Origin of the sequence: Roseateles sp. YR242 (genome assembly GCF_900109745.1) — a bacterium.
Lineage (GTDB): Bacteria > Pseudomonadota > Gammaproteobacteria > Burkholderiales > Burkholderiaceae_C > Roseateles.
On record NZ_FOAV01000021.1, the window covers coordinates 23,272 to 39,516 of the forward strand.

At 66.7% G+C, this 16,245-nt stretch carries 13 protein-coding genes; 7 read left to right on the forward strand and 6 right to left on the reverse strand.

The annotated features are described in order from the left end of the window. Positions 1–106 precede the first annotated feature (106 nt). The 6 genes from BMY53_RS24080 (at position 107) to BMY53_RS24105 (ending at position 7,244) form a co-directional block, all read left to right on the forward strand. On the forward strand, positions 107–469 hold the full coding sequence (locus BMY53_RS24080) for a DUF805 domain-containing protein (RefSeq protein WP_092949521.1): 363 nt from the start codon (positions 107–109) through the stop codon (positions 467–469). Positions 470–542: 73 nt separating this feature from the next. Continuing rightward, the gene (locus BMY53_RS24085) at positions 543–2,891 is read left to right on the forward strand and encodes an FAD-binding protein (RefSeq protein ID WP_092949523.1); all 2,349 of its coding nucleotides are present in this window, start codon (positions 543–545) and stop codon (positions 2,889–2,891) included. Then, positions 2,888–3,955, forward strand: a complete 1,068-nt coding sequence (locus tag BMY53_RS24090; protein ID WP_092949525.1) for a hypothetical protein — start codon at positions 2,888–2,890, stop codon at positions 3,953–3,955. The genes BMY53_RS24085 and BMY53_RS24090 overlap by 4 nt, the downstream gene beginning before the upstream one ends. Positions 3,956–4,131: 176 nt before the next feature. Further along, on the forward strand, positions 4,132–4,803 hold the full coding sequence (locus tag BMY53_RS24095; protein WP_177201033.1) for a HemK2/MTQ2 family protein methyltransferase: 672 nt from the start codon (positions 4,132–4,134) through the stop codon (positions 4,801–4,803). Positions 4,804–4,855: 52 nt separating this feature from the next. Continuing rightward, the gene (locus tag BMY53_RS24100) at positions 4,856–6,511 is read left to right on the forward strand and encodes a transporter substrate-binding domain-containing protein (RefSeq protein ID WP_177201034.1); all 1,656 of its coding nucleotides are present in this window, start codon (positions 4,856–4,858) and stop codon (positions 6,509–6,511) included. Positions 6,512–6,545: 34 nt separating this feature from the next. Beyond that, positions 6,546–7,244 carry a hypothetical protein gene (locus tag BMY53_RS24105; protein WP_092949531.1) on the forward strand — a complete coding sequence of 233 codons (699 nt, stop codon included), beginning with the start codon at positions 6,546–6,548 and terminating at the stop codon, positions 7,242–7,244. A 101-nt stretch (positions 7,245–7,345) separates the two neighbouring features. On the opposite strand, the gene BMY53_RS24110 is transcribed toward BMY53_RS24105, so the two are convergent. The 5 genes from BMY53_RS24110 to lysA form a co-directional block, all read right to left on the reverse strand. Beyond that, entirely contained in the window at positions 7,346–8,572 is a 1,227-nt protein-coding gene (locus BMY53_RS24110) for a TAXI family TRAP transporter solute-binding subunit (protein ID WP_092949533.1), read from the reverse strand. Between the two features lie 253 nt (positions 8,573–8,825). Continuing rightward, positions 8,826–9,236: an SRPBCC family protein gene (locus BMY53_RS24115; RefSeq protein ID WP_092949535.1), complete on the reverse strand. Its 411-nt coding sequence runs from the start codon at positions 9,234–9,236 to the stop codon at positions 8,826–8,828. Between the two features lie 120 nt (positions 9,237–9,356). Beyond that, positions 9,357–10,910, reverse strand: a complete 1,554-nt coding sequence (gene ahpF / locus BMY53_RS24120) for an alkyl hydroperoxide reductase subunit F (protein ID WP_092949537.1) — start codon at positions 10,908–10,910, stop codon at positions 9,357–9,359. 200 nt (positions 10,911–11,110) lie between these two features. After that, complete coding sequence (gene ahpC / locus BMY53_RS24125) at positions 11,111–11,674, reverse strand: alkyl hydroperoxide reductase subunit C (RefSeq protein WP_092949539.1); 564 nt, start codon at positions 11,672–11,674, stop codon at positions 11,111–11,113. Positions 11,675–11,854: 180 nt separating this feature from the next. Further along, positions 11,855–13,117 (reverse strand): diaminopimelate decarboxylase, encoded by a 1,263-nt coding sequence (lysA, locus tag BMY53_RS24130; protein ID WP_092949541.1) that lies wholly within the window; start codon positions 13,115–13,117, stop codon positions 11,855–11,857. Positions 13,118–13,290: 173 nt separating this feature from the next. Between lysA and BMY53_RS24135 the strand changes: the two genes are divergently transcribed. Then, complete coding sequence (locus tag BMY53_RS24135; RefSeq protein WP_218151301.1) at positions 13,291–14,238, forward strand: LysR family transcriptional regulator; 948 nt, start codon at positions 13,291–13,293, stop codon at positions 14,236–14,238. A 58-nt stretch (positions 14,239–14,296) separates the two neighbouring features. On the opposite strand, the gene dxs is transcribed toward BMY53_RS24135, so the two are convergent. Next, entirely contained in the window at positions 14,297–16,234 is a 1,938-nt protein-coding gene (gene dxs, locus BMY53_RS24140; RefSeq protein WP_092949545.1) for a 1-deoxy-D-xylulose-5-phosphate synthase, read from the reverse strand. Positions 16,235–16,245: the final 11 nt, after the last annotated feature.

Genomic DNA, 16,245 nt, shown 5'->3' on the forward strand with positions numbered 1-16,245 from the left:
CGATCACGTCAATCCCCACCGGCACAACAGCTCGTTGCATACCAGCATCGCCGCCGCCATCGCTCGGGCCACCTTGCGGCATGATGTCGGCCCGGGAGGAAAAGACATGCGCCTGATCGCAGCGGCATGCAAAGAAGTCAAGACTACAGGCACGCTCACGCGTGCCGGTTTCTGGTTTCGCCAGTGCACCATCGTGCCACTGGTGCTCTGGCTCGCCATCACGATGGCCCACACCCCATTGGGCTGGCTGGCCGCTCTGCTGGCCACCGTGCTGCTGATTTCCAGCTGGGGACGGCGCCTGCATGACCGCGGCCATTCCGCATGGTGGCTGCTCGCCGCCGTGGTGCCGGTGCTGGGCCCGCTGATCCTCATCGTGGAATGCGGCCTGCGCCGCAGGTCCCCTGCCGCAGCGCGCTTCCAGGCCACCATGGCCGTCGACTACCTGAGTGTTCTGCCCCACACCCCATGATCAAGCCGGCATAAAGGCCTGATCAACCGCCGAAGCCCATCCTGAGCCGGCCTCGGTACCACCTAAGGACGCCATGAGCACCCCTGCCCACCACGTCGTCAATGATGTCACCGGGCTGAATCCGGTGCGTGTGATGGCCATCGTCGCCCCGGAGTCGGTCGAGGACGTCCAGGAGGCCATGCGCCGGACCACCGGGCCGGTTTCCATCGGCGGCGGGCGCTTCAGTATGGGCGGGCAGACCGCCAGCCCGGGCAGCCTGCACATCGACATGCGCTCGCTCAACGGCATCGTCGCCTTCTCGCCCACGCAGCGCACCATCCGCGTCCAGGCGGGTGTGCGTTGGTGCGACATCCAGCGCTTCATCGATCCCCACGGCTTGTCCGTGAAGATCATGCAGACCTACGCCAACTTCACCGTTGGCGGTGCGCTGAGCGTGAACTGCCACGGCCGCTACGTGGGCCTGGGGCCCCTGGTGCTGTCAGTAATGGCCATTCGCGTGGTGCTGCATGACGGCAGCGCCGTTGAAGCCACGCGCGAGCACAACGCCGATCTGTTCCGGGGCGCCATCGGCGGCTACGGCGCGCTGGGCGTGATCGTGGAAGTGGAACTGGCGCTGGACATCAACCAGCGGGTCGAACGTACCGACGCCGTGATGCCCCTGTCCGCCTACTGGTCCTTCTTCAAGGACCAGGTACGCAACAACCCCGCCGCCGTCTTTCACAATGCCGACCTGTACGCACCGCACTACAGCAGCGTGCGGGCGGTGACCTGGTGCGAGACCAGCAAGCCGGCCACGGTGCCGGACCGGCTGCAGACGCCCGGCCGTGCCTACCCGCTGCATCAGTACTTCCTCTGGTCGGTTTCCGAGACGCCCCTGGGCAAGGAGCGGCGCGAAAAGCTCATCGACCCATTGCTGTACCTGCGCAGCAAGGTCCACTGGCGCAACTACGAGGCAGGCTACGACGTGGCCGAGCTGGAGCCGCCGTCGCGCATGCATCGCACTTACGTGCTGCAGGAGTACTTCGTGCCGGTGGAGCGGCTGCTGGATTTCGTTCCCCGGATGGCGGAGATCCTCAACCGCCATCGGGTCAATGCGCTGAACATCTCCATCCGCCATGCCATGCCGGACAAGGACACGGTGCTCGCCTGGGCCCCCACCGAAACCTTCGCGTTCGTGCTGTATCACAAGCAGCGCACCCGCGAGAACGCGCGCCGGCGCGTGGCCGTCTGGACCCGCGAACTGATCGACGCAGCGCTGTCCGTCGGCGGCACCTACTACCTGCCCTATCAACCGCATGCCACCCACGAGCAGTTCCACCGCGCCTATCCCCGCGCCCGTGAACTCTTCGAGCTCAAGCGTCGGCTGGACCCGCAGGGCCGCTTCACCAATGCGCTCTGGGACCAATACTGGCCCGGCGCGCAGCCCAGTGCCCCCGCCCGCGCCGCCACGGCCCCGCCACTCTCGGCACCTGCGGGCCACGAGATCCAGCCCGCCACCGACTTCCACCGCGTCTTCGGCGACACGCGGCTCTCCGACGCCTTCTATCTGTTCCTGCAAAACGTCTTCCACACCGCACCGGAGGACCGCTTCCATCACCTCATTGCGCAGGCCACCGCCCGGCATACCGATGAGGAAAGCATCTACCGCGAGATCCAGCGATGCCTGCCCGGCATCAAGCCCGCCGCAGCCGACCTGCGCTACGCGCTGCCTGCGCTGTTCACGCAGAAGGCGGAGATGACACGGCAGACGCTGGAGGTCCTGCCCCGACGGGCCTTCGATGGTTATCTGGAAATCGGTTCCAAGGGCCGCTATTACGGCGGCCTGGCCAAGGCGCTGACCTTGACCGGTGACCGGGTCTTTGTGGAGGAACGCCCGCAATCGAACTCGCCCGTGGACATCTTGGAGCGCGGCCGCCTGTCGCGCATCGGCCGCCATTTCCCCCTGGCCGACTACGCGCCGCTGCCGGATGCCATCGCCTCGGACAGCATCGGCCTGGTCACCTGCTACATCGGTCTGCACCACATGACGGTGGACAAGCTCCGGCCCTTCCTGCGCTCGGTATTGCGCGTGATGAAACCCGGTGGCGCCTTCATCGTGCGTGACCACGATGTGCAGGACGAAAACCTCGGGGCCCTGGTCTCGCTGGCCCACACCGTGTTCAATGCCGGGCTGGGCGAGACCTGGGACAGCAACCGCAACGAGCTGCGCTACTTTGCCAGCGCCCAGGACTGGGTGGCGCATCTCGCGACGGCCGGCTTTGTCGACACTGGCCACCGGCTGCTGCAGGCCAATGACCCGACACTGAACACGTTGTTCTGCTTCATCAAGCCCGACAGCAGCATCAGCAGCGGCACTCTGCCGGTTGTCGAGGCTCGGCCCAGCACCGATGAGCACGCGGCGACCCGCGAGGCCACAACATGAGGACCTGGCTGCGGGCTCTGGCCACCAGCCTGTGCCTGGTGGCGACCGGCGTGGGGGCTGCGCTCGCCCCCGCGCTACCGGCCACGCCGCCGGAGCACCAGCGCACCCCGGACCAGACCTTCCTGACCTTCCCCGAGTGGTACCTGGTGCACAGCCCGGCGGAATACGCCGCCTATCTGGGCACCGGCGCCCCAGCCAGCCGCTTCCCGCTCTTCTCCCATATCGGCCAGTTCTGGCAGTCCTACGGGGCGATCAATGGGCAGATCCAGGCCTGGCCGTTCAATGGTGGCTATCACCTGATGGTGATGGTGATCGGCGTGAGCACCACCGTGGAATATGCGCTCAAGGGCGTGTATGAACGCACCATCGGCCGTCTGGCCGAAGGACTGCGCAGCGGTGCGCCGGTGGAAGAGGAACGCTTCGCGGCGCGCTACGCCCAGTCCTACGTGGATTTCATCCGCGTGGACCCCTGGTACCAGTTTGACTTCGCCTCGCAGTTGAAGATGCTCTGGCGCGATGTGCCGATGGCCGGCCCGGACCTGCTGCGCAAATGGGAGCGGCGCTACCTGCTCACCACCGAGCTGTTGGTCAAGGCGGGTTATGCCCGCATGATCAAGCTGGGCACGCAGACGCTGTACGACCCGCCCAAACCGGTGACGGCGGTGGTGTTGAGCCGCAACCCGGCGCCAGGCCCCGCCTGTAGCCTGGGAGACGTGGATGGCTCCGACCACCCCGACTACCGTCCACTGGGCCCCATCGTGGCGAAGGGCCCGCAGCTGGCGACCATTCCCCGCTACGAGGGCTTCACCACCTACGCCGTCTGGCTGGCCGCGCAGGACATCGATTTCCTGAGCGTCGCGGGCAACCAGGGTGAGATCGTCATCAGCGAACTGGTTTCACCGGCCTGGGCGCTGCAGCAGGGTCGGCTGCTGTTCGAGCAGCCCATCCTGACTCGCCCGGGCCAGCGGCGTGTGGTCATCGCGGTTCCCATTGCGCAGCTGGGGCAGGAATTGCGACGGGCCGCCCATGCCCGGGACACGGTGGAACACGTCTACGACTTCTGACGGCGCGCGGCTTCACGTCTCGGGGCTGAGCAGGCCTCGATTCGGGATGCGGCCCGCCAACGCCCACCCAACTCCCCCCCAACTCCCGAGAATCGCGCCCGCGATCTCAGCGATTTGCCGATGGTCCGTTCTCGGGCATCCGCTCAGCATGACGCCTCATGCCGGAGCTGATGTCCATGTACCACGATGATGTTTTTCGCCCCTCTGAATACACCGCCGCCCTGCTGAGACAGCTGTGGTCGCGCCCTGCCTGCACCGGCCGTGTGCTGGAGATCGGCACCGGCAGCGGCGTCGTGCTGGCCACGCTGGCGCGCGCCGGCGCCCGCGAGGTCATGGGTGTGGACATTGAATCGGATGCAGTCCAGCGCACCCGTGAGTTGCTGCTGGCAGAGGGCTTCCCCGCGGCATCGGTCCATTGCGGTGACCTGTGGGAACCCGTCGACACCCAGACGTTCGACCTGGTCGTGTTCAACCCGCCTCAGTTGCCGGTGCTGGACGATGCGCCGCAACTCCACCGCCTGCGCAGCTGGAGCAACGGCGGCCCCCAGGGGCGTGAGGTATTGGATCGGTTTCTGGCGGGCCTGGGTCAACACCTCGCGCCCGACGGCCTGGCGCTGATCACGCACAGCAGCTTCGTGGGCTGGGCGCTCACGCTGCAGCAGCTGGCCGCCTGCGGACTTCGCGCCGAGGTGGTGGAGACGGTGACCGCGATCGTGCCGCCCAGCAAGCTGCAGGTGTTGCCCGCCGGCTGGCTGGAGCGGCATGACGGGCAATCGCTGCATCGCATCGGGCCGTATGTCTTCTGCGACTTCCACGTGGTCGAGATCCGGCATGCCGCGCCCGTCTGATGCGCACACGAGGTCCATCAGAGCGCCCGCGCCGCCCACCGAGGTCCGGTGGATGAGGCACGCCTGGTTATGCCTGCGCCCCGCCCTGATGTCGCGAATCGGCCCGACTGTGCTCGCCGTCGCCGGGCTGCTGCTCGGGGAGCCGGCACACGCGGCAGCCGCTGTCGACCGGCCGACCCGGCTCAGCCAACTGGTGGCCGGCGATGCCGAGGGCCCCTGCCCCGCCGCCATGGAGACGCTCGAGCGCGTGACCTGCCGCAAGGAGATCCGCGTGGGCGTCCGTGCGGACTACCCGCCCTTCGGCCAGTCCACGCCCGACGGCCCACAGGGATTCGAGCCCGCATTGGCGCGCCTGCTCGCCGAACGCATGGGCGTGGACATCCGTTTCGTCGAGGTCAGTGCCGCAGACCGCATGGTGGTGCTGGGCGAGGACCGCGTGGACATGCTGATCGCCACCACCGGCCACACGGTGCAGCGGGACGAACAGGCCCTGTTCGTGCGCCCGCACTACTTCGAATCCCACACGGTGGTGGTGGGCCAGCGAGACGCAGCGCTGCACGCGGTGAACAGCCTCGACGCCCTGGCGGGCCACACCGTCTGCGTCACCATCGGCAACTCCACCAATGCGGACCTGGCCGTGCACGGCGCCCGCCTCATGCTGTTCAGCAGCGCCCGCCGCCTGGTGGAGCAGATCCAGAACGGCACCTGCCCCCTGGCCGCGCATGACGACAGCCTGCTGCTGCCCTTGCTGCCGCGCCACTATGAAGTGAAGCTGTCCTTCGCCCCCCTGCCCTGGGGCATCGTGGTGAACCGCAGGAGCAGCTCGCTGGCCCAGCTGCTGGCGCGTGAACTGCGCTGGCTGCACCGCGATGGCACGCTGCTGCGGCTGGCCCGCCAGCATGGCGTGGGCATGCCGTGGCTGATGTCGCAGCAGGTCCGCTGGTCTGCACCGCCGTGCAATGCGGCGTCGGCCCCGGACGACCCCGCCTGCGTGGATCCGCCGCGGGACAACCGGCTGGCGCCCACCGCCGTCGCGGGGGCCGCCGAAGCGCTGGAGCGCTGGCTGCAGGCCACCTGGAAGCTGGACATCACCTTGGCCATGCTCAAGACGCAGGTGGCCTGGCGCCTGTTCCTGGAGGGCGTCGGTTACTCGCTGGCCCTGGTGGCCGGGGCGGTGCTGGCCACCGTGCTGCTGGCGCTGGGCTTCGGTGCAGGCCTGTGCGCGCGTTCGCGCTGGCTGCGCTGGCCGTTGTGGTGTGTGCTGCAGGTCGTGCAGTCCACGCCCATGGTGATGTTCATGGCGGCGGCCGGCATGCTGCTCAGCAGTGCGGGGCTGGTCACGCCGGTCATGGCCTGGGCCGTGGCGGTGGTGGTGCTGGGGCTGTTCAACGGCAGCAATGCCGGGCAGGCGGTGGCAGAAGCCCGCAGGCACCTCCGTGATGCGGGACGGCCGGCCGGCCTGCTGGCGGCCGCCCTGCATGCGCGGGCACAAATTGCGTCCTTCGCGGCCAATGCCACACGCGGCAGTCCGGTCGCGTCGTTGATCGGTGTGCCGGAGCTGCTGGCGGCACAGACGGATATCGCCTCGTTCTCCGCCGAATCCACCACCACCTTCGGCCTGCTGCTGATCTTCTACATGGCCCTGGTCTCGCTGGTGGTGGCACTGCTGAAGCGGGTGCAGGCGCGGCTGCAGCCGTACGCCACGTAGGCGGTCTCGTCCACTCCCCAACCAAGGCCTCATCATGAACTTCGCGCTGCTGCATACGCTGCCCACGTTCGCGCCCGTGTTTTTCCGCGCGCTCGGTACCAACCTGTCCGTGGCGGCCCACGCACTGGCCGTGGGCCTGCCCATCGGGCTGCTGCTGGGCTTGCTGTGCCTGCCGTCCGCCAGTGCGCACACCGCCACAGGTTCCGCCGCAAGTTCCGCCGCAAGTTCCGCCACAGGATCTGCCTCATGGCCACTCCGCCTGGGCGCCAGCGCAGCGGGGCTGACGATCGCGCTGCTGCGCGCCGCGCCCGCGTTTGTCGTGATGTATGTGCTGCTGCATGCCACGCCCGCCCGTTGGGGCATCTCACCCGAGGGCGCGGTAGCACTGGCTCTGGCGGCCTACGCAGCAGCCTATGTGGCGGATACCTTCCAGCCCGCCGCGCAGGACTGGCGTGCCGGGGCCTCGGCCGGCGTGCAACTGTTCCTGACCGGCCTGGTGCGGTGCTTTTTTGTGATGGTGCTGTCCAGCGGTTTTGGCGCTGCCGTCGGGGTGACAGAGGCGACGGCGGTCACGCTCAAGGCCCTGGAACAGTTGCCCGGCGCCGTGGACCGCCTGGGCCTCATGGGCTGCGTGGTGCTGGTCTTCATCGCCATGCGCCATGGCGTCAACGGCTTGATCCGGCTGACTCAAAGGCCGCTGGACTGGCTGCTCGGTCAGCGGCGGGCGGCCTAAGCTCGGCGTTTTGCCTCGAACCTCTGCCTTGAACCTCTGCCTCGGACATCTGCCCCAGAGATCCGCCGCAGATCTCCGCCGCGGAGATCCACCTCCGCGCTCTACATATGGGGCCGCAGATGCTCCAGTCGGTCCCGCGCGATCTGCTCCCGGCCCTTGCGCAACACCACTGGTTCTACCAGCCGGAACAGATGACGCCCCAGCCAGCCCGGGCGCCGGCCGCGCGCCACCCGGCTCTCCAGCCAACCCAGCCACTGCAGCGCGACGCCGAGGATGGCGCCATCGATGAACCCCGTCAGTGATTGCAGGGTGCCGATGGCCGACACCAGCGCCAGGATGGCCAGGGCGGGCGCCCAGTAGGCATCCACCACACCGGCGACGGCAGGCGGCAGATGCGTGAACAGCCAGGGCGTGCCGCTCTTGCCCCATTCCAGCGCCAGCGGATGCACCGGCAGCACGGCGCCGGTCTGACGCGGATATTCACCGGGGTCGGAGACCAGCGTCTGGCCCTTGTGGACCTCGTCCATGGCCTGCAGCAGCGCGTAAAGCACGGCGGGGTGGATGTCCTCGCGCACCACCACGTTCACCGTCGCCCCCACCAGAGACACGTCATGGGCCGGCAACGGGGCGCGCAGGTCAAACGCGCCTCTCACCAGCGTGGCGGGCTTGAGGTAGTCGATATTGCGGGCGATGCCGACGCTGTCCGCCAACGAGTACATGACCAGGTGGGGGTCCTCGGTGAGCCGCCGCACCACCGGGTTGCCCGGCGAAAGCATGAAGAAGCCGGCGTCGAACTGGCCGCTCTGCAGCGCGGTGGCCGCGTCGGCCATCTGCGTGTAGCTGAAGGTGGTGTTGGCGGGCGTGACACCATAACGCGCCAGCACATCACGCGTGGCCTGCGCCGTGGCACTGTTGGCCTGCGGCATCACCAGCCGGCGGCCGGCCAGCCCCGCCAGGGTCGTGGGCTCTGGCTGCCCACGTCGCAGGAAGAGGAAGAGGGGCTGCAACTCCACCACGCCCACGGAGGCCACGGCAGGATGGCTGCCGGCCTCCACGCGCTGCGCCGTGAAGCCGACATGCACGCCGTTGGCGGCATCGTCGAGCCGATCGATGATGCGCAGGCTGTCCTCCTGATGGCGGACTTCCACACGCAGCCCCTGCGCCCGCAGCACGTCCGCGTAGCGGCGCGCGTGTGTGTCAAACGAACCACCGGGCGGGCCGGCCTGGATCACCACCCGGTCCGGCGGCATCACCCGCTTGACGCTGCCCGCCAGCGCCCACCACAAACCCGCCAGGACTACCAGCACCACCACACTCATGCGCGACATCGAAGACTCCCTGCATCACTCGCCGTAACGGCGTCGGCGCCATGATGGCGGCGCATCGGCGGCGGCGGGGGCCGTCATGTCAGGTCGCGGGATTTCCGCGCCGCAAATTCAGTGGAATGCCTAGGGAACCTCTGCGAGGAGCAACACGTCGAGAGGGAATGCCGCCGGGGCACGGGGCGGGGACTGTGCCCTGGGAGCTGGCGACGGTGTCGAAGAAGGCGCGGGGAGCTAGGCGTCCCGAACCGGCGTGCGCTCACGTGGCCGGGGCGCGCTCCAGCAAGGCCTTGAGCGTCTTCAGGTCGCGCGTCACATGCGCTACATCGTTCTTGAAGGCCTCGTCGGTCACGCCCGGCAGCCGCAGCACCACGAAGGTCAGCACGCAGCCGCTGCCTGAGGGCGAAACGCGAAAGGCGTTGTGCACCGTGGGGCCGTGTGGCAGCGTCACATCGTGGTCCAGCACGCCGAAGTCATTCGGCGGCGCCATCGCCACCCTCACCCGCCCCATGGGGGAATCGGTAAACCACTCGCCGTTTTCCTGCCGGATCCCGGAGGCCAGCCCGGAGGCCCACAGGGTCAGGTTCTCCATCGTGCGGGCAAAGTCGTAAACCTGGCGCGCAGGGACGTTGATGGACTCGGTCACCACCTCGGCGGGATATGACGTCATGGCGAACTCCTGGCTGTTGTGTCCTGCCCGTTTGCGGGCAAGTCTCGCGCCACATCCGCCGTCACGCCAACAAAAAGGCGCCGCTCCCGGTTGGGGAGCGGCGCCGATCTTTTTTCTTGATCAGTTGCGGATCAGGTGATCAAAGGCCGAGAGCGCCGCCTTCGCACCATCACCGGCGGCGATGATGATCTGCTTGTAGGGCACCGTGGTGGCATCACCGGCCGCAAACACACCCGGCACCGAGGTCTGGCCCTTGGCGTCCACGATGATCTCGCCGTGCTTGGACAGTTCCAGCGTGCCTCGCAGCCATTCGGTGTTGGGCACCAGGCCGATCTGCACAAACACACCTTCCAGTTCCACCCGGCGGGCTTCACCCGTCGCACGGTCCGTGTAGTTCAGGCCATTGAGCTTGCCGTTGGCACCTGTCAGCTCGGTGGTCTGGGCTTGCTTGATGATGGTGACGTTGGCCAGGCTTTCCGCCTTCTTCACCAGCACCGCATCGGCGCGCAGCTGGTCACCAAACTCCAGCAGCGTCACATGCTGGACGATACCGGCCAGGTCGATCGCGGCTTCCACCCCCGAGTTGCCGCCACCGATCACCGCCACGCGCTTGCCCTTGAACAACGGGCCATCGCAGTGCGGGCAGTAGGCCACGCCCTTGTTCTTGTACTCGGCTTCGCCGGGCACATTCACATTGCGCCAACGCGCACCGGTGGAGAGGATGACCGTCTTGCTCTTGAGCGATGCGCCGTTGGCCAACTGAATCTCGATCAGGCCTCCCGGGGTGGTGGCCGGCACCAGCTTGTCCGCACGCTGCAGGTTCATGACGTCCACGCCGTAATCCTTGACGTGGGACTCCAGGGCCATCGCGAACTTGGGGCCATCCGTGGACAGCACCGAGATGTAGTTCTCGATCGCCAGCGTGTCATTCACCTGGCCACCAAACCGCTCCGCCGCCACACCGGTACGGATACCCTTGCGGGCGGCGTACACGGCAGCCGCAGCACCCGCGGGGCCGCCGCCGACCACCAGCACGTCGAAGGCTTCCTTGGCCGACAGCTTGGCAGCGTCCTTGGCACCCGCATTGGTGTCCAGCTTGGCAACCACTTCTTCCACCGTCATGCGGCCGGAGCCGAAGTGCGAGCCGTTCAGGTAAACGGCCGGCACGGCCATGATCTCGCGGGCATTGACTTCGTCCTGGAACAGGCCGCCGTCGATGATCACGGTCTTCACACGGGGGTTGAGCACGGCCATCAGCGACAGCGCCTGCACCACGTCCGGGCAGTTGTGGCAGGACAGGGACATGTACACCTCGAAGGCGTAGTCGCCGTCCAGGCCCTTGACCTGGTCGATGGTGGACTGCTCCACCTTGGGCGGATGGCCGCCGGTCCACAGCAGGGCCAGCACCAGCGAAGTGAATTCGTGGCCCAGCGGAATGCCGGCGAAGCGAAGGCTCTGCTCGGTACCCGTGCGCTTCAGGCTGAAGGAGGGGCGACGGGCATCGGTGCCATCCAGCTTGAGCGTGATCTTGTCGGACATCGAATCGATGTCCAGCAGCAGCTGCTTGAGCTGCGTGGAGCTCTCAGAGTCGTTCAGCGAAGCCTCGATTTCGAACGGCAGCGTCACCCGCTCCAGGTAGGCCTTGAGCTGCGCCTTGAGGTTGTCGTCCAACATCGTTTACTTCCTTTCTTGCTTGTTCGTTTGTTCAAGCGCTAAGCGACTTTGAGAACCGGCCTCCCTGGATCATTCCGATCCTTGTGAACCATCACAGGGCGGCCAGCACCCCACCCACGAGCCCAAACGGCCCGCGAGTGTTGCATTGGCAAAGATTGGGTGAGGAACATCCTCAACCGAATCCAGGTAGGGGCAGGGATTTAGATCTTGCCGACCAGGTCCAGCGACGGGGTCAGGGTCTTCTCGCCGTCGTTCCACTTGGCGGGGCAGACCTGGCCCGGGTGCTCGGCCACGTACTTGGCAGCCTTGACCTTGCGCAGGGTTTCCTTGACGTCGCGAGCGATCGCGTTGTCGTGCACTTCAGCCGTCTTGATCACGCCTTCCGGGTTGATCACGAAGGTGCCGCGCAGTGCCAAACCTTCTTCAGGGATGTGCACGCCGAAAGCGTTGGTCAGGGCGTGGGTCGGGTCGCCGATCAGGGGGAACTTGGCCTTGCCGACAGCCGGCGAGGTTTCATGCCACACCTTGTGCGAGAAGTGGGTGTCGGTGGTGACGATGTACACCTCGGCGCCCAGCTTCTGGAATTCGCCGTAGTTGTCAGCAGCGTCTTCGACTTCGGTCGGGCAGTTGAAGGTGAAGGCGGCCGGCATGAAAATCAGCACGGACCACTTGCCCTTGAGCGACTCTTCCGTCACCTCGATGAACTTGCCGTTATGGAAGGCCTGGGCCTTGAAGGGCTGCACTTGGGTATTGATCAGGGACATCTCTCGTCTCGCTGTTGGGTTGATGGGATGACGGAATGATAGGGGGATCCCCCCAGTGGCGGAGTTGAATTCCCCAATGAGGCTTATTGGCTCAGGCTATTGATGATGACTATCAAAGATAAGTCACCCGATAGTCATCATTCATAGATTGCCCGGGCCGGTTTTTCAACCGTTTTTCCTTCAGACCTGCTCCAGCGACAACAGTTCTTCCACCGTCTGACGCCGGCGGATCAGCCGCGCGCGGCCCGCGTCAACCAGCACTTCCGCGATCAGCGGCCGGCTGTTGTAGTTGCTGGACATGGAGGCCCCGTAGGCGCCGGTGTCATGGATGACCAGCAGGTCCCCCACGCGCGCCTCGGGCAGGTCGCGTGTCAGGACCACGCCGCCGTCGGCCTGCGTAAACACATCTCCGCTTTCACACAGGGGTCCCGCGACCACGGTCGCGCGTTGCGGGCGTTCGACGCCGTCCGCTGCAATCAGGTCCATCGCATGGAAGCTGCCATACATGGCGGGGCGCATCAGCTCATTGAAGCCAGCATCCACCAGCAGGAAGTGCTGGCTGCCCTGTTGCTTGACCGCCCGCACCTCGGCGAGCAGAACCCCTGATTCGGCCACCAGGTAGCGGCCGGGCTCGATCTCCAGCGACAACGGGTGGCCGATCACGGCCTGCGCCTGCTGGCGCGCCGCATCCCAGAGGCTGAAGTAATGTGCCGGATCGATGCGCGCATCCCCCTGCTGGTAAGGAATCGAAAGTCCGCCACCAGCCGAGATGGCGTGCAGGTCCAACCCGGCCGTACGAACCTGGCGGACCAGTTCCACCATCGCGCCGCAGACCTCGGCGAGATGTCGGTAATCCACCCCCGAGCCGATGTGCATGTGCAAGCCGATCAGCTGCAGGCCCTGCTCGCGGATGGCGGCCAGCGCCTGCGGCAGTTGCTCGTGCCAGATGCCATGCTTGCTGTGCTCACCGCCCGTGTTGGTCTTGTTGCTGTGGCCATGGCCAAAACCAGGGTTCAGGCGCAACCAGACCGGATGGCCGGGCGACACCTGGGCCAACTGGCCCAGCATGTCGATGGAGCCGGCATTCACCGGCACCCGGTGCTCGGCCACGGTCCGCAACGTCTCGCGGTCCAACAGGTCGGCGGTGAAGACGATGTCCGAATGCACGACGTCCTCGCCTTGTCCGACGGTGAAGCCGGCGGCCAGCGCCCGCAGCACTTCGCCGCGAGATACCGCGTCCACCTTCACCCCCTGCTCCCGCAGCAGATGCAGCACGTGGGTGTTGGAGCAGGCCTTCTGGGCAAAACGGACCACGTCGAACTGCCGCAGCGCGCCTGCTCGTTCACGGATCAGTTCCGCGTCATACACCCACAGCGGTGTGCCGAAGCGCGCGGTGAGTTCCTTGAAAAAGCGTGCCCGTGCGGGCGTCAGAGCTTGCGGCATATCTTGCAGACGGTGGCCAGAGAATGTCCGAAGCATCGCGCCGGTCGGCCATTCACTCAAATGCTTTGTTTTTCGCACTACATTCACTGTTGATATGACAGGAGGTTTTCAGGAAACCTCTTCATGGCTTCTTCGAACGGGCGCTTCCGCGAGCAGCCACCCTGCTCCGCCCAATGATGAATGGATCGCGCGCGATGTCTCTGTCCCACCGCCATATTGAAGTGTTCCGTGCCGTGATGACGGCCGGCAGCGTGACAGGCGCCGCCCAGTTGCTGTTCACTTCACAGCCCACCATCAGCCGGGAACTGGCTCGCATGGAGGGCCTGCTGGGTTATGCGCTGTTTGAGCGCGGCGCCGGCCGGGTCAAGCCGACGGCACGGGCGCTTGCCCTGTTCGATGAGGTTCAGCGCGTCTACCAGGGCTTGGACCAGGTGATCGCCCGCGCCCAGTCACTGGGGCGTGCGGAAGATGAGCAGCTTCAGGTCTTGACCTTACCGGCTCTGGCCCATGCCTTGCTGCCCATGGCCAGCGCTCGCTGGCTGGCGCAGCATCCGCAGGCCGCCCTCTCGCTGACCCCGCAGGAGTCACCGCTGCTGGAAGAGTGGATGGCGGCCCAGCGGTTCGACATCGGGCTGAGCGAAAGCACGGGCACCGTGCCTGGCACGGAGAGCGAAACCCTGGCGGAGCTGGATGAGGTGTGTGTGCTGCCCGCCGGGCATTCGCTGGCGCAGCGGCCGATGCTGGAACCGCGCGACTTCGAAGGCGAGCGCTTCGTCAGCCTGGCGGCCGACGACCCGTACCGACGCCAGTTCGACGCCATCTTCAACGCGGCTGGCGTGCAGCGGCGCCTGCAGGCCGAGACCCACAGTGCGATCGCCGTGTGTGCCCTGGTCCAGCAGGGATTGGGCATCACCCTGGTCAACCCGCTCACCGCCTGGGCCTGCGCAGGGACCGGTTCGGAGGCAGGGACCGGGCTGGTGGTGCGGCCGTTCTCGGTCTCCGTGCCCTTCCGCATCCAGGCGCTGCTGCCGCAACACCGGCCCCGGCATGCGCTTGCCGCCGCGTACATCGACGCGGTCAGAGGCGTGCTGGCAGACATGCAGGAAAGACAAGCCCGCTGAAGCGGAGCCTGGGGTGCTGAGGGCCTGCACAACGGCAGGCCCTGGCGCCGTCCGGCGCTTACTTGTTGGCGACCGAACGCAGCGATGCCACGTTCAGGAAGCGCTGGCGCACCGAGTGCTCGATGCCCGCGGCATCCAGGCCCGCCTGCGCCATCAGCTTGCCCGGCTCGCCATGCTCCACATAGGTGTCCGGCAGGCCCAACTGCAGCACCGGCAGGCTGAAGCCTTGGGCCTGCAGGCTTTCCAGCACGGCGCTGCCTGCGCCACCCATCACGCAGCCGTCCTCGATCGTGACCAACGCATCATGGGTGCGGGCCAGTTCGGCCACGAGCTCCGCGTCCAGCGGCTTGGCGAAGCGCATGTTGGCCACGCTGGCATCCAGCCCCTCGGCTGCCTTCAGCGCCGGGTACAGCAAAGTGCCAAAGGCCAGGATGGCCACGCGCGGGGCGCCGTGCCCGTGTGTCTGTGGCTGCGCCGAATGGCGGCGCATCTCGCCCTTGCCCCAGGGCAAGGCCACCATGTCCTTGACGATGGGTTCCCCCACACCTGCCCCACGCGGATAACGCACGGTCACCGGGCCGTTGTGCAGATGGCCGGTGTAGAACGCCCGGCGGCATTCGTTCTCGTCCGCCGGTGTCAGCACGCTCATGTTGGGAATGCAGCGGGTGAAGGCGATGTCGTAGTTGCCGGCGTGTGTGGCGCCGTCCGCGCCCACGAGGCCGGCCCGGTCCAGCGCGAACAGCACCGGCAGGTTCTGCAGGGCCACGTCGTGGATCAACTGGTCGTAGCCGCGCTGCAGGAAGGTCGAGTAGATGGCCACCACCGGCTTCAGGCCTTCGCAGGCCATGCCGCCCGCGAAGGTCACAGCATGCTGTTCGGCAATGCCGACGTCGTAATAACGGGTCGGGAAGCGCTTGTGGAACTCCACCATGCCGGAGCCTTCACGCATGGCCGGGGTGATGGCGACCAGCTTGGGGTCTGCCTCCGCCATGTCGCACAGCCAGTCGCCAAACACCTGGGTAAAGGTCTTCTTGGCGGGCGCGGTGGAGGGCTTGATGCCTTCGGCAGGATTGAAGGGGGTCGGGCCGTGGTACTTGACCGGGTCGGCCTCCGCCAGCTTGTAGCCCTGGCCCTTGCGGGTCACCACGTGCAGAAACTGCGGGCCCTTCTTGTCACGCAGGTTCTCCAGCGTGGGAACCAGCGAATCCAGGTCGTGGCCGTCGATGGGGCCGACGTAGTTGAAGCCGAATTCTTCGAAGATCGTGCCGGGCACGAACATGCCCTTGGTGTGTTCTTCGAAGCGGCGCGCAAATTCATACAGCGGCGTGTGCTTGAGCACCGACTTGGCGCCCTCGCGTGCAGCGGCGTAGAACTTGCCGCTCATCAGCCGGGTGAAGTACTTGTTGAGCGCACCCACGGGGGGGCTGATCGACATGTCGTTGTCGTTCAGGATCACCAGCACATCGCCCAGCAGGCCGCCATGGGCCACACCGGCGTTGTTGAGCGCCTCGAAGGCCATGCCGGCCGTCATGGCGCCGTCGCCGATGATGGCCACGGCACGGCGGCTTTCGCCCTTGAGCTTGGCTGCCATCGCCATGCCGTGTGCGGCGGAGATGGAGGTGCTGGAGTGGGCGGTGCCGAAGGTGTCGTATTCGCTCTCGTCCCGCCGCGGGAAGCCGGAAATGCCGCCCTGCTGGCGCAGGGTCTTCATGGCGTCCCGGCGGCCGGTGAGGATCTTGTGGGGATAGGTCTGATGGCCCACGTCCCAGACGAGCCGGTCACGCGGCGTGTCGTAGACATAGTGCAGGGCAATGGTGAGCTCCACCGTGCCCAGGTTGGACGAGAGGTGGCCCCCCGTCTTGGACACGCTGTCCAGCACATGGCTGCGCACCTCGTCGGCCAGCTGCGGGAGCTGGTTGCGAGCGAGGCGACGCACGTCCGCCGGGCTGTCGATGGTGTTCAGCAGCGGCAGCTGGTTCGCATGGTTGTCACTCATGACCGGACCTT